At 70.2% G+C, this 12,497-nt stretch carries 14 protein-coding genes; 1 reads left to right on the top strand and 13 read right to left on the bottom strand.

All coding sequences use genetic code 11. From position 1 onward, the window contains the following. Positions 1-6 precede the first annotated feature (6 nt). From F563_RS0100530 to F563_RS0100480, 11 genes are all read right to left on the bottom strand, one after another. Positions 7-1,293 carry an NCS2 family permease gene (locus tag F563_RS0100530; RefSeq protein WP_019012677.1) on the bottom strand — a complete coding sequence of 429 codons (1,287 nt, stop codon included), beginning with the start codon at positions 1,291-1,293 and terminating at the stop codon, positions 7-9. Between the two features lie 81 nt (positions 1,294-1,374). Continuing rightward, entirely contained in the window at positions 1,375-2,886 is a 1,512-nt protein-coding gene (locus F563_RS0100525) for a carboxypeptidase M32 (protein WP_019012676.1), read from the bottom strand. Then, entirely contained in the window at positions 2,883-3,593 is a 711-nt protein-coding gene (locus F563_RS0100520; RefSeq protein ID WP_019012675.1) for an SURF1 family protein, read from the bottom strand. The genes F563_RS0100525 and F563_RS0100520 overlap by 4 nt, the downstream gene beginning before the upstream one ends. 16 nt (positions 3,594-3,609) lie before the next feature. Further along, the gene (locus F563_RS0100515) at positions 3,610-3,945 is read right to left on the bottom strand and encodes a DUF983 domain-containing protein (protein WP_019012674.1); all 336 of its coding nucleotides are present in this window, start codon (positions 3,943-3,945) and stop codon (positions 3,610-3,612) included. A gap of 59 nt (positions 3,946-4,004) precedes the next feature. Next, positions 4,005-4,847, bottom strand: coding sequence for a cytochrome c oxidase subunit 3 (locus tag F563_RS0100510; protein WP_019012673.1), 843 nt, complete (start codon positions 4,845-4,847; stop codon positions 4,005-4,007). A gap of 102 nt (positions 4,848-4,949) precedes the next feature. After that, on the bottom strand, positions 4,950-5,582 hold the full coding sequence (locus F563_RS21045; RefSeq protein ID WP_019012672.1) for a cytochrome c oxidase assembly protein: 633 nt from the start codon (positions 5,580-5,582) through the stop codon (positions 4,950-4,952). Next, positions 5,546-5,764 (bottom strand): hypothetical protein, encoded by a 219-nt coding sequence (locus F563_RS21040; RefSeq protein ID WP_019012671.1) that lies wholly within the window; start codon positions 5,762-5,764, stop codon positions 5,546-5,548. The genes F563_RS21045 and F563_RS21040 overlap by 37 nt, the downstream gene beginning before the upstream one ends. Positions 5,765-5,769: 5 nt before the next feature. Further along, positions 5,770-6,756 (bottom strand): heme o synthase, encoded by a 987-nt coding sequence (locus F563_RS0100495; RefSeq protein WP_026299208.1) that lies wholly within the window; start codon positions 6,754-6,756, stop codon positions 5,770-5,772. 10 nt (positions 6,757-6,766) lie between these two features. Continuing rightward, on the bottom strand, positions 6,767-8,359 hold the full coding sequence (gene ctaD, locus F563_RS0100490; RefSeq protein WP_019012669.1) for a cytochrome c oxidase subunit I: 1,593 nt from the start codon (positions 8,357-8,359) through the stop codon (positions 6,767-6,769). A 47-nt stretch (positions 8,360-8,406) separates the two neighbouring features. Further along, the gene (gene coxB, locus F563_RS0100485; protein ID WP_019012668.1) at positions 8,407-9,261 is read right to left on the bottom strand and encodes a cytochrome c oxidase subunit II; all 855 of its coding nucleotides are present in this window, start codon (positions 9,259-9,261) and stop codon (positions 8,407-8,409) included. 163 nt (positions 9,262-9,424) lie between these two features. Then, on the bottom strand, positions 9,425-10,447 hold the full coding sequence (locus F563_RS0100480) for a TerC family protein (protein ID WP_035574350.1): 1,023 nt from the start codon (positions 10,445-10,447) through the stop codon (positions 9,425-9,427). 252 nt (positions 10,448-10,699) lie between these two features. Between F563_RS0100480 and F563_RS0100475 the strand changes: the two genes are divergently transcribed. Next, entirely contained in the window at positions 10,700-11,530 is an 831-nt protein-coding gene (locus F563_RS0100475) for a creatininase family protein (protein WP_019012666.1), read from the top strand. Positions 11,531-11,536: 6 nt separating this feature from the next. Here the strand turns inward: F563_RS0100475 and F563_RS23650 are convergent, their stop codons facing one another. Beyond that, positions 11,537-11,875 carry a hypothetical protein gene (locus F563_RS23650; RefSeq protein WP_019012665.1) on the bottom strand — a complete coding sequence of 113 codons (339 nt, stop codon included), beginning with the start codon at positions 11,873-11,875 and terminating at the stop codon, positions 11,537-11,539. 5 nt (positions 11,876-11,880) lie between these two features. Then, a complete protein-coding gene (locus F563_RS0100465) occupies positions 11,881-12,420 on the bottom strand; it encodes an NUDIX hydrolase (RefSeq protein WP_019012664.1) in 540 nt (179 codons plus the stop codon). Positions 12,421-12,497: the final 77 nt, after the last annotated feature.

The raw sequence follows: 12,497 nt of genomic DNA, 5'->3' as shown, positions 1-12,497 counted from the left end.
CGCCGGTCACGCGAGCGCGAATTTGAGGCAGAACACCGCGGCCAACGTGAGCACCGCCGGGTTGGCCTGATCGAACCGGCCGGCGAGCAGCTTGGCCGCGGCATAGGTGATGAAGCCGAGTCCGATCCCCGTCGCGATCGAGAAGGTCAGCGGCATCGCAAGCGCGCCGACCACGGCCGGCGCATAGTCGGTCGCGTCGTCCCAGTCGAGCTCGGCAAGCCCGCGCGCCATGATGGTCGCGACATGCAGCAGCGCCGCGGCGGTCGCGTAGCCGGGGATCATGCCGGCGAGGGGGGAGAAGAACAGCGCGAGGCCGAACAGCACCGCGACCACCACGGCGGTCAGCCCCGTGCGCCCGCCGGCCGCGGCGCCGGCCGCGCTCTCGACATAGCTCGTGGTGTTCGAGGTGCCGACCAGCGCGCCGATCACCGTGGCCGTGGAGTCGGCGAGCAGGGCCTTGCCGACATTCGGCACGCGGCCCTCCGCATCGAGCAGCCCGGCGCGGTGGCACACGCCGACCAGGGTGCCGGCGGTGTCGAACAGGTCGACGAACAGCAGCGACAGCACCGCGATCAGGAACGGCATCTCGAACATGCGCGAGAAGTCGAGCGCGAACAGGGTCGGCACCGGCGAGGGCGGGGCCGAGACGATACCGGTGTAGCTGGTGAGCCCGAGCGGCAGGCCGATCAGCGACACCGCGAGGATGCCGATGATGGTCGCGCCGATCACGCGGCGCTGCGTCAGCGCCACCATCAGCACGAAGCCGAGCAGGCAGAGGAGTGCGGGCCAACGGAACAGGTCGCCGAGCGTGACGAATGTGGCCGGATGCGCGACCACGATGCCGGCGTTCTTCAGCGCGATGATGCCGAGGAACAGCCCGATCCCGGCCGAGACCGCGAGCTTCAGGCTGCGCGGGATGGCGTTGATGATCGCCTCGCGCACCGGCAGGACGGAGAGGATCACGAACAGCACGCCGGAGAGGAACACCGCCGCCAGCGCCTGCTGCCACGTGTAGCCCTGGGCGAGCACGAGGGCGAAGGCGAAATAGGCGTTGAGCCCCATCCCCGGGGCGAGGGCCACCGGCAGGTTGGCGTAGAGCCCCATGATCGCCGACCCGGCGATCGCCGCCACGGCGGTGGCGACGAACACGGCCTCGCGCGGCATCCCGGCCTCGCCCAGGATCGCCGGGTTGACGAACAGGATGTAGGCCATGGTGAGGAAGGTGGTGAGGCCGGCGAGTGCCTCGGTGCGCAGGTTGGTCCCTGCGGCGGTCAGGCCGAAATGACGGTCCACGCGCGGTTCCCTTGTCCGGCTGCCGGCGACTCGCGTTCCCGGAACGATGCTAGGCCGGAGCGGGGGATCGGGGAAGCGCGATCAGCCGAGGTAGCGCGCGCGGAGATGCGCGATGAACACCGCCGGGTCGAGCGGCCGCCCGGTGGCGGCGCGCAACAGGTCATCGAAGCCGAAGCGTGAACCGTGCGTGTGCACGTTCGCCTGCAGCCAGGCCGCCAGCGCCGCGAGATCGCCCGCGGCAAGGCGCGCGGGGATCTCGGGCACGGCTGCCACCGCTGCGGCGAAGAGCTGCGCCGCCGCCATCGCGCCGAGCGTGTAGGAGGGGAAGTAGCCGAAGGCGCCGTCGTACCAGTGGATGTCCTGGAGGCAGCCCCGCGCATCGTCCGGCACGTCGAGCCCGAGCAGCGCCTTCATCCCCGCGTTCCAGGCACCCGGCAGGTCGGGCACGGCGAGGTCACCCGCGATCAGCGCGCGTTCGAGCCGCCAGCGCAGGATGATGTGAGCGGGATAGGTCACCTCGTCGGCCTCGACACGGATGAAGCCCGGGGCGACGCGGCGCCAGAGCCGCGCCAGGTTGGCTGGCGCGTAGGGTGCCGGATCGCCGCCGAACGCCGCGTGCAGCCGCGGGCCGAGCCAGGACAGGAACGCATCCGACCGACAGGCCTGCATCTCGACGATCAGGCTCTGGCTCTCATGCGCCGCCATGCCGGCCGCCTCGCCGAGCGGCTGGCGCGCCCACTCGCGCGGCAGGTTGCGCTCGTAGAGCGCGTGGCCGCATTCGTGCAGCACGCCGAGGATCGCCTGCGCAGCGTCGTCGGTGCGGTAGCGCGTGGTGATGCGGGTGTCGGTCGGTGTGCCGCCGCAGAACGGGTGCGTGCTCTCGTCCAGCCGCGCGGTCGCGAAGTCGATCCCGGCGCGCTCGGCGAGCATCCGGCAGAGCGTGCGCTGGGCCTCGACCGGGAACGGCCCCGCGAGGGGGATCGGCGCGGGCGCGGCGGCCTGGCGCTCCAGCACCCGCGGCAGCAGATCGCGCAGCGCGACCTCCAGCGGCCCGAAGATCTCGGCCACGCGCGCGTCCGAGAGCCCGGGCTGGAACCCGTCCATCAGCGCGTCATAGGGCGCGAGCCCGGTGGCGGCGGCGAGCGCCTGGGCCTGTTCGCGCGCGAGCCGCACCACCTCTGCCAGCAGCGGCGAGACGGACGCGAAGTCGGACTCGCGCCGGGCGGTGCGCCAGGCCGCCTCGCAGGCGCTGTTCGCGCGCGCCGCGGCCTCGACCAGACCGGCCGGCAGGGCGGTCGCGCGCAGCTGCTTGCGCCGCATCAGCGCGAGATTGCGCCGGTCATCGGCACCGAGCATCTCGGCGCGCTCCTCGGCATCCTCCAGATGCCCGGCGAGCTCCGGCGCGGTGATCAGCTGATGCGCAAGCCCCGCGAGCGTGGCCATCTGCTCGCCGCGCGCCGCCGCCGAGCCCGGCGGCATGGTCACCGAGGTGTCCCAGTGCAGGATCGCGGCGACCTCCTCCAGCGCGGCGATGCGCGCGAAGCGGCCGCGCAACGCCTCATAGGCCGGCACGGCGTAGCAGACCTCGGTCATCGGGACCTCTCGTCGCGGAGCAGGCGGCGCGCCCAGACGATCCAGAACGCGACCAGGGCGAAGGCCAGCCCGTACCAGGTGATCGCGTAGCCGAGATGGTCGTTGCGCGGCATCGGCGGGCGGCGCTGCGGGATCGGCGGCTCCTCGCCCGGGCCGATCGCGGCGATCGCGAAATTCGTGGTGCGAGGCAGCCCTGCAGCCTCGGCCATGCGGTCGGGCTGAAAGGCCCAGAAGCGGCGCTCCTCCGGCTTGTCCTCGGGCGTGAACCAGCCGCGCCGCTCGGGCAGCATGAGGAACCCCGTGACGGTCACGGTGCCTTCGGGATTCGGCACCGCGCGCGGCGCCTCATAGGGCACCCAGCCGCGCACCACCCAGACCGGATCGCCCTGCTCGCGCACGAGCGGCGTGACCAGGAACGCGCCCAGCCTGCGCGCGCGCTCGTGCACACCGAGCACGAAGGAGAGGTCGTGGCGGTAGATGCCGGTGACGGCGAAACGACGGAAGGCGAGGGGAGCCGGATCGTCGAGCCTGGCCGGGAGTTGCTCCGGCGGCAGGGCCTCCGCCGCGCGCAGCTGGGCGATCCAGGCGTTCTTCCAGGCGAGCCGCTGCACCTGCCAGGTGCCGAGCGTGAGCAGGACCGCCAGCAGCACCGCCGCCCCCAGGGTCGGCCAGAGCAGCACGCGCCAGGCAGGACGGGTCGCGGTCATGGCACGGAGATGGGGTCTATCGGCCGGACTGCATCTCGTCGCGCCGGTGGCGGTACTGCAAGCCCACCAGCGCGGCCTTGGCCGGACGCATCACCGCGATCGCGAGCGGCAGCGACACGACAGGCCACAGCACCGCATGTACCCAGAGCGGCGGCTCGCGGGTGAACTCGAGCCACATCGCGCCGCCCACCAGCAGCGCGCCGAGCAGGAAGATCGCGAGCACGGCGGGACCGTCGCCGGCGTCGTGCGCCTTGAGGTCGAGCCCGCAGACGGGACAGGACGGACGCACCGACAGGAGGCCGTCGAACAGCGGGCCGCGTCCGCAGCGCGGGCAGCGCCCGGCCAGCGCCACCCGCCAGATGGAAACGGGGGGCCAGGGCCCCCCGCTCGCGGAACCGCCGTCTGCGACCATCAGTGCGGCGCGATCTCGCCCACGCCCCACCAGTAGATGCAGACGAACAGGAACAGCCACACCACGTCGACGAAGTGCCAGTACCAGGCGGCGGCCTCGAAGCCGAAATGGCGCTCGGGCGTGAAGTGGCCGCGGATCGCGCGCACCAGGCACACGCTCAGGAAGATCGTGCCGACGATCACGTGGAAGCCGTGGAACCCCGTCGCCATGAAGAAGGTGGAGGGGTAGACGCCCTCGCGGAAGCCGAACGGCGCCACCCAGTACTCATAGGCCTGCACGCAGGTGAAGCTGAGGCCGAGCGCCACCGTCAGCGCGAGGCCGCGGATCAGGTCGCGCCGGTTGCCCTCCAGCAGCGCGTGGTGCGCCCAGGTCACCGTGCAGCCCGAGAGCAGCAGGATCATCGTGTTCAGGAAGGGCAGGTGCCAGGGATCGAAGGTCTTCACGCCCGGCGGCGGCCAGACGGTGGTCTCCTGACCCGCGATATGCTCGGGGAAGAGGGCGAAGTGGAAATAGGCCCAGAAGAAGGCGACGAAGAACATCACCTCGGAGGCGATGAACAGCAACATGCCGTAGCGCAGGCCGAGCCGGACCACCGGGGTGTGCAGGCCCGGCGTGCGGCTTTCCTTCACCACGTCGCGCCACCAGACGAACATCGTCGCCAGCACGGCAACGAAGCCGAGCACCAGGAAGACCGGCGTCTGGTAGTGCATGAACTCGATCGCGCCGAAGGCGAGCAACCCGGCGGCGAACGCGCCCACGATCGGCCAGGGCGAAGGATCGACGAGATGATAGGGATGCTTCATCCCCGAGGATTCGATCGTTTGGCCGTGGCTGTCGCTCATCGCTTCCGTTCCGGTCTGTCGCGCGGGCCGGCCCAACACCGCCGCCTGCGCCGCGACGCATCAATCCCCGAAATCGGCCGGGGGATCAAGCGGCCACGGCACTCAGCGGATGCTGCGGCGCTCGTTGGCGCGCGGCGGGGCCGTGTTGGGCGTGAATCCGCCGACATGCGGGCCCGCGTTGGCGAGTGCGCCGGCGCGCTCGGCGTCGGCGAGGCTGCGGAAGAAGGTGTAGCTGACCGTGATCACGCGCACGTCGCGCGTCGCCGGATCGTCGAACAGCCGCGGGTCGACCCAGAAGGCGAGCGGCATCTCGGCCTGCTGGCCCGGGGCCAGCGTCTGCTCGGTGAAGCAGAAGCAGGCGATCTTGTTGAAGTAGGGCGCCGCCTTCTCGGGCGTCACGTTGTAGGTGCTGATCCCGGTCACCGCCTCGTCCGAGTCGTTGCGCGCCGTGTAGAATGCGACCCCCTCCTCGGCGCCATGCAGCACCACTTGGCGCTGCACGGGACGGAACGACCACGGCAGGTCGCGGTTGACGTTGGCGACGAACTCGACGCGGATCGAGCGCGCATCCGGCGCGGCCGGGACGTTGGCGTTGATCATCGGCGTGCCGCCGAAGCCGGTCACGCGGCAGAACCAGTCATAGAGCGGCACGGCCGCATAGGCCGCGCCGACCATCAGCCCGACCACGCCGACGCAGGTCAGCGCGACGGTGCGATTGCGCCGGGACGGGACCATTGCTGCGGATCGCCGACCTCGGAGAGGCGGCTCATGGTGAGGACATAGAACAGGCCGACGAGGCCGAGCAGGACGAGGAACATCGCCCGGTTGCGGGCACGGCGCCGGCGCGCGAGCGCATCCGACTGCTCGCGCGTCAGACGCTCGGGGCGGCCCACCGCCTGCGGATCGTATTCCGCCATGATGCCTAGATGGGGAGCCATCCCGCCCCCGTCACCAGCCGATCGAGCGCCAGTGCACCGAACAGCGCGAACAGATAGGTGATCGAGAACCGGAACGCGGCCTTGGCCGCGCGGTCGCCGGTGAGGCTGACCCCGGCCGCGTCCTGCCGCTCGCGGAGCACCGAGAGGGCATGGCGCAGGAACCCCGCGCCGAGCAGCAGGGCGGCCGCGCCATAGAGGGCCCCTGCGAAGCCGAGTGCGACGGGCGCGAGCGACACCGCGACCAGCACGGCCGTGTAGATCAGGATCTGCCGCCGCGTCTCGCGCGCGCCAGCCACCACCGGCAGCATGGGCACGCCGGCCCGCGCATAGTCCGCATGCGCGAACAGGCTGAGTGCCCAGAAATGCGGGGGCGTCCAGAAGAAGATGATCGCGAACAGCACCACCGGGGCGAGCTCGATCGAGCCGGTCGCCGCCGCCCAGCCGATCACCGGCGGGAAGGCGCCCGCCGCGCCGCCGATGACGATGTTCTGCGGCGTGCGCCGCTTCAGCCAGACCGTGTAGACGAACACGTAGAAGGCGATCGAGAGCGCCAGCACGAGCGCCGCCACCCAGTTGGCCGCGAGCCCCATCAGCAGCACCGAGAACACCGCGAGCGCGGTGCCGTAGCCGAGCGCAGCATCAGGACTGATCCGACCGGCCGGGATCGGGCGTTGCGCGGTGCGGCGCATGACCGCGTCGATGTCGCGGTCGTACCACATGTTGATCGCGCCCGAGGCGCCCGCCGCCAGCGCGATGCAGAGCACCGCGATCGCCGCGAGCACCGGGTGCATGGGGTGCGGCGCAACGAGCAGACCGATCAGGCCGGTATAGACGACGAGCGACATGACGCGCGGCTTGAGCAGGAGCAGCCAGTCGCGCGGCTCGCTCCCCGCATACTCAAGAACGGGGTCGAGGGGGGCCTCGCAGGCCCCCCTCGCACCCCCCGCGTTACCGATGACTCGTTCGCTCATTCAGCAGGGCTCAGCGGATGCGCGGCAGTTCCTCGAACTGGTGGAACGGCGGCGGCGACGACAGCGTCCACTCCAGCGTGGTCGCGCCCTCGCCCCAGTAGTTGTCCGCCAGCTTCTCCTTCGAGGCGAAGATCTTGTAGACGATGTAGAGGAACAGGATCGCCGAGGCGAAGCTGATGTAGCTGCCGATGGAGGCGACCATGTTCCAGCCCCAGAACGCATCCGGGTAGTCGGGATAGCGGCGCGGCATGCCCTGCAGCCCGAGGAAGTGCATCGGGAAGAAGGTCAGGTTCACGCCGATGAAGGTCGTCCAGAAGTGGATGCGGGCGAGGAAGTCGTCGTATTGGCGGCCAGACATCTTGCCGATCCAGTAGTAGAACCCTGCGAACATCGTGAACACGGCGCCGAGGCTCAGCACGTAGTGGAAATGCGCCACCACGTAGTAGGTGTTGTGCAGCACCGTATCCACGCCGGCATTCGCCAGCACGACGCCGGTCACGCCGCCGATGGTGAAAAGGAAGATGAAGCCGACGGCCCACATCATCGGCACTTCCATGCGGATCGACCCGCCCCACATCGTGGCGATCCACGAGAAGATCTTGATGCCCGTCGGCACGGCAATCACCATCGTCGCCGCCATGAAGTAGGCCCGCGTGTCCACGCCGATGCCCGAGGTGAACATGTGGTGCGCCCAGACGACGAAGCCGACCACGCCGATCGCCACCATCGCGTAGGCCATGCCGAGATAGCCGAACACCGGCTTGCGGCTGAACGTCGCCACGATGTGGCTGATGATGCCGAACCCCGGCAGGATCATGATGTAGACCTCGGGGTGGCCGAAGAACCAGAACAGGTGCTGGTAGAGCACCGGATCGCCGCCGCCGGCCGGATCGAAGAACGCCGTGCCGAAGTTGCGGTCGGTCAGCAGCATGGTGATCGCACCGCCCAGCACCGGCAGCGCCAGCAGCAGCAGGAACGCCGTCACCAGCACGGACCAGACGAACAGCGGCATGCGGTGCAGCGTCATGCCCGGCGCGCGCATGTTGAGGATGGTGGTGATGAAGTTGATCGCGCCCAGGATCGACGAGGCGCCGGCGAGATGCAGCGAGAAGATCGCCATGTCCACCGACGGGCCGGACTGGAACGTCGAATGCGCGAGCGGGGTGTAGACGGTCCAGCCCACGCCCGCCCCCTGGCCGACGAACGCCGAGCCCAGCAGCAGCAGGAAGGAAGGGACCAGCAGCCAGAAGCTGATGTTGTTCAGGCGCGGGAACGCCATGTCCGGCGCACCGATCATCAGGGGCACGAACCAGTTGCCGAAGCCCCCGATCATCGCCGGCATGACGACGAAGAACACCATGATCAGGCCGTGCGCCGTGACGATGACGTTCCAGCTTTGCCCGTCGGCGAAGTACTGCATGCCAGGGTTCTGCAGCTCGAGCCGCATCAGCACGGACATGAAGCCGCCGATGAAGGCGGCGACCACGGAGAAGATCAGGTAGAGCGTCCCGATATCCTTGTGGTTCGTGCTGAACAGCCACCGCGCCACGAAGCCGGGCTTGTGGTCATGATGGTCGTGGGCGTGCGCGTCTGCGGTTGCCATCTCGATCCGTCCTCAGAACCCGGGCCCGCGGGCCCGCTCTCCCATCGTCACTGGCGGGCCTCGGCGACCCGCATGGTCTCGCCCGCCGGGGCGACCGCGAAGCGCTGCTTCGCCTGCTCGAGCCAGGTGGTGAACTCGGCCTCGGGCAGCGCGCGCACCACGATCGGCATGAAGGCGTGGTTGACGCCGCAGATCTGATTGCACTGCCCGTAATACACGCCCGGCCGGTCGGCGCGGAACCAGGTCTCCATCGTGCGGCCGGGGATGTTGTACTTCTGCACGCCGAGGGCGGGGACGAAGAAGCTGTGAATCACGTCCCGGCTGGTGACCAGAACCCGCACGTTCTTGCCCGCCGGCACGACCATCTCGTTGTCGACGTCGAGCAGCCGCCGCTTGCCCTGCGCCACCGCCTCGTCCGCCGGGATCATGTAGCTCTCGAACTTCAGCCCGTCGGCGTCGAGATACTCGTACTCCCAGGCCCACTGGAAGGCGGTGACCTTCACCGTGAGGTCGGGCTCCTCGGTGCGGTCCATGAAATAGAGCAGCCGGAACGACGGCACGGCGATCACCACCAGGATCAGAACCGGAATCACCGTCCAGGCGACCTCGAGCAGCGTGTTGTGGCTGGTGCGCGACGGGTTAGGGTTGCGATCGGCCTTGAAGCGCCAGCAGACATAGGCGAGCAGGGCCAGCACGAAGAGCGTGATCAGGGTGATGATGACCAGGATCAGGTCGTGCAGCGACGCCACCCGCTCCTTCACCGGGCTTGCCGAATCCTGCAGGCCCATGCCCCAGGGCACCGGCACGCCAAGATCGGTCGAGGCCGCATAGGCGCCGCTCGCGACGGCCAGCGCCGCGACCCCCGCCAGACCCAAGCCGACAACCCGACCGGACACGCGCATTCGATCACCCCGTTCCGACACGTACCGCAAGCCCATACCGGCCGGTCTCAGCCCGCCCGACCGCCCGTTGTGCGGCGCCGCATCTCTCGCGCGTCCGACGCGCCCGGTCAAGCATGGGGACGGCTGCCGAACGATCGGCCGGCACCCCCCGGATGGCCGCGGCTCACTCGCCCTGGCCGCGCGCGCGCCGGCTGCGGCTGAAGGGGACCCAGCCGCGCCATGCCGTCGCGAGCGCCTCCGCCGGACGCCGCTCGGCGGTCTTGATCAGGCTGAGCACGATCGAGCCGCCGATGATTCCTGCCGTGACCATCAGCGCATACTCGACCGGCACCGCCTTGCCGCCCGCCACGTAGTTGGCGAGCATCTTGGCGCCGACGATCATCAGCACGATCGACAGCCCATATTTCAGGTAGTGGAAGCGGTGGATGATGCCGGCGAGGGCGAAATACATGGCGCGCAGCCCGAGGATCGCGAACACGTTCGCGGTGTAGACGATGAACGGATCGGTGGTGATGGCGAAGATCGCCGGGATCGAGTCGAGGGCGAACACCAGGTCGGTCAGCTCGATCAGCACCAGCACCAGCGCGAGCGGCGTGAGGAACAGCCGGCCGTCGCGGCGCACGTAGAACTGGTCGCCCTCGTAGGTCTCGGTCACGCGATAGCGTGCCTTCACCCAGGTCAGCACGCGGTTGGTCTCGAGGTCGGGCTCCTCGTCGACGGCGCGCAGCATCTTCCAGCCCGACCAGATCAGGAACAGCCCGAATCCGATCATGATCCACTGGAACTGCTGGATCAGGGCGGTCCCGACCAGGATCAGCGAGCCGCGCATCGCCAGCGCCCCGAGGATGCCCCAGAACAGCACCCGGTGCTGGTACTGCGCCGGCACCTGGAAATGGCTGAAGATCAGGACGAAGACGAAGATGTTGTCGACCGAGAGCGACCACTCGATCAGGTAGCCGGTGAGGAACTCGAACCCCTTCTGGGTGCGGATCTCCGGGGTATCGCCGTAGAAGGCGAACACCCCGGCGCAGAACAGCATCGCCAGCAGGAAGAAGAAGCCCGACCGGAGCAGCGCCTCCTTCACCGGAATCGCCCGGTCCCGCTTCGTCAGCAGGCCGAGGTCCAGCACGAGAAGCAGCACGATGGCCGCGTTGAACGCGACCCAGAACCACCACGGCGCCGACATCCGGACCTCCATCGTGCACCCGGACGACGGCACGAGGGCCGCCCGATGGATGTTGAGGAGGTCCGACATCGCGGTCGCCGGGACGCGGCCTCGGGTGCACGGCCGCGCCGGACCCTCCCGCCAGAGGGGCCCGGACCAGGGCGCCAAATAGGACGACGCGCGCATCATTGCAATGGCGTCGTCTGGACTCGGTGGGCCGGACAGGATCGACTGCGGCGGAAAGCACGGATCGACCGCGATGGAGGGGCAGGCATGACAACCGTGGAATGGGCGCGGATGACCGCGCCGGAACTCAAGGATCTGGCTGCGCGCGATGCGCTGGTGATCCTGCCGGTGGCGAGTCTGGAGCAGCACGGTCCGCATCTGCCGACCTGCGTCGATACCGCGCTCGCCAGTGAGGTCAGCCTGCGCGCGGCCCGGCTGCTGGTCGGCCGGGGCGAGCCCGCCGTGGTGCTGCCCTGCCAGTGGATGGGCATGAGCGAGCACCATTTCCCCTTCGGCGGCACGATCAGCCTCGACTACGCGACCTTCGCCGCGGTGCTGCGCGGGATCGCCCGCAGCCTGAAGGTGTGCGGGTTCCGGCGGCTGTTCGTGGTGAACGGTCATGGCGGCAACACCGAGCCGCTGGCGGTCGCGGTGCGCGAGCTGGCGGTCGAACTGGACATGCCGATCGCCGGCGCGACCTACTGGATCATGGCCGCCGAGGCCGTCGGCGCGATCCTGGAGCGACAGAAGAACATCCAGCACGCCTGCGAGGGCGAGACCGCGATGATGATGGCGCTCGCCCCCGATCTGGTGCGGCGCGAGCACATCGAGGCCGCCGCCGCCGGGGCGATGGCCCCGGGCGAGATCGCCGGCGTCTCCTCGGCGGACGGGGTGGGCATCCAGCGCTTCCGCAGCTTCGAGGAGCGCGCCCCGGGCACGGGCGTGCGTGGCGATCCGCGCGCCGCGACCCCGGAGAAGGGCGAGGCGCTGCTGCAGGCGGCGGCGGCGAATCTCGCCGCGGCGATGGCGACTCCGTCGCTCTGGTCCGCGCCCGACCCGGTCTGGTGTCCGCGCCGGCCCTTCGCCCCGCGGCGCTGAGCGGTCTCAGAACCGCCGCTGGAGCACCACGCCGGGCCCGGCCTCCAGCAGTTTTTCGCCGATGCCGCGGTGCGGCCGGCCGGTCGGGCCGTCGAGCGGCGCGTCGGCCGGCCTGGTGCCGAGGAAGCCCGGTGTCAGCGTGGTGTGCGGCGCGACCTCGACCGCGCTGCCGGCCGCCGGGCGCTCGGTGCCGGCGATCGACGGCGTGGTCGGTGCCGCCGGGTTCGGGGAGGGGCGGGGCGAAAGGGGCAGTTCGTCGACCAGAATCCCCCGCGCGAGCGGCGGCGCGACCTGGGCCGACGCTGGCGCGGCCAGGGCGGCAAGGGCGATGGCGAGCACCGTCACCCGTCTCATGCCGGCCCCGGGTTGCCGCGCGCGGGCCAAAACGATGCGTCCAGGCTGTCGCGCCAGTGGTTGAGCGCCCAGTGCACGGAGGGGAAGGCGATGTCGTGCCATGGGATGGCGTCCCAGGCGAAGAGGGCGACCTCGCTCGATTCGTCGGTCGGGCCGATCGCCGCCGGGTCGAGCAGCCGGGCGCGGAAGATCACCTGGACCTGGCCGATCCGCGCGATCGAATAGACGCCGAGGATGCCCTCCAGCGCGAGGGTCGCGCGCGCCTCCTCCATCGCCTCGCGGCGCGCGCCCTGCTCGGCCGTCTCGCCCATTTCGAGGAAGCCCGCCGGCAGGGTCCAGAAGCCAGCGCGCGGGTTGATCGCGCGCCGGCAGAGCAGCACACGGCCGCCATGGCTGGCGACCGAGCCCACCACCACTTTCGGGTTCTCGTAGGCGATGAAGCCGCAGTCCGGGCAGGTCAGGCGCGGCCGCGTGTCGCCGTGGGGATCGCGCGAATGCGCGGGCCGGTGAGGGCAGGGGTGGTCACGCGCCAGCATCTCGCGCGGAATTGCGGCGCGCGAGCGGCGAACGCGCCGATGTGCGATCAGACCCGCGCGAGCGGGTCTGTCGTCAG

The organism is Elioraea tepidiphila DSM 17972 (genome assembly GCF_000378465.1).
GTDB classification, from domain to species: Bacteria; Pseudomonadota; Alphaproteobacteria; order Acetobacterales; family Acetobacteraceae; genus Elioraea; species Elioraea tepidiphila.
The sequence above is the reverse complement of the archived record's forward strand: the minus strand, read 5'-3'. Positions and strand labels throughout refer to the sequence as shown.

What these genes read in the sequence shown, in the direction of transcription:
- F563_RS0100525 (WP_019012676.1), bottom strand. Translation starts at nt 2,886, where the DNA reads ATGACCGAGGTCTGCTACGCCGTGCCGGCCTATGAGGCGTTGCGCGGC.
- F563_RS0100520 (WP_019012675.1), bottom strand. Translation starts at nt 3,593, where the DNA reads ATGACCGCGACCCGTCCTGCCTGGCGCGTGCTGCTCTGGCCGACCCTG.
- F563_RS0100510 (WP_019012673.1), bottom strand. Translation starts at nt 4,847, where the DNA reads ATGAGCGACAGCCACGGCCAAACGATCGAATCCTCGGGGATGAAGCAT.
- F563_RS21045 (WP_019012672.1), bottom strand. Translation starts at nt 5,582, where the DNA reads ATGGTCCCGTCCCGGCGCAATCGCACCGTCGCGCTGACCTGCGTCGGC.
- F563_RS21040 (WP_019012671.1), bottom strand. Translation starts at nt 5,764, where the DNA reads ATGGCGGAATACGATCCGCAGGCGGTGGGCCGCCCCGAGCGTCTGACG.
- F563_RS0100495 (WP_026299208.1), bottom strand. Translation starts at nt 6,756, where the DNA reads ATGAGCGAACGAGTCATCGGTAACGCGGGGGGTGCGAGGGGGGCCTGC.
- ctaD (WP_019012669.1), bottom strand. Translation starts at nt 8,359, where the DNA reads ATGGCAACCGCAGACGCGCACGCCCACGACCATCATGACCACAAGCCC.
- coxB (WP_019012668.1), bottom strand. Translation starts at nt 9,261, where the DNA reads ATGCGCGTGTCCGGTCGGGTTGTCGGCTTGGGTCTGGCGGGGGTCGCG.
- F563_RS0100480 (WP_035574350.1), bottom strand. Translation starts at nt 10,447, where the DNA reads ATGTCGGCGCCGTGGTGGTTCTGGGTCGCGTTCAACGCGGCCATCGTG.
- F563_RS0100475 (WP_019012666.1), top strand. Translation starts at nt 10,700, where the DNA reads ATGACAACCGTGGAATGGGCGCGGATGACCGCGCCGGAACTCAAGGAT.
- F563_RS0100465 (WP_019012664.1), bottom strand. Translation starts at nt 12,420, where the DNA reads ATGCTGGCGCGTGACCACCCCTGCCCTCACCGGCCCGCGCATTCGCGC.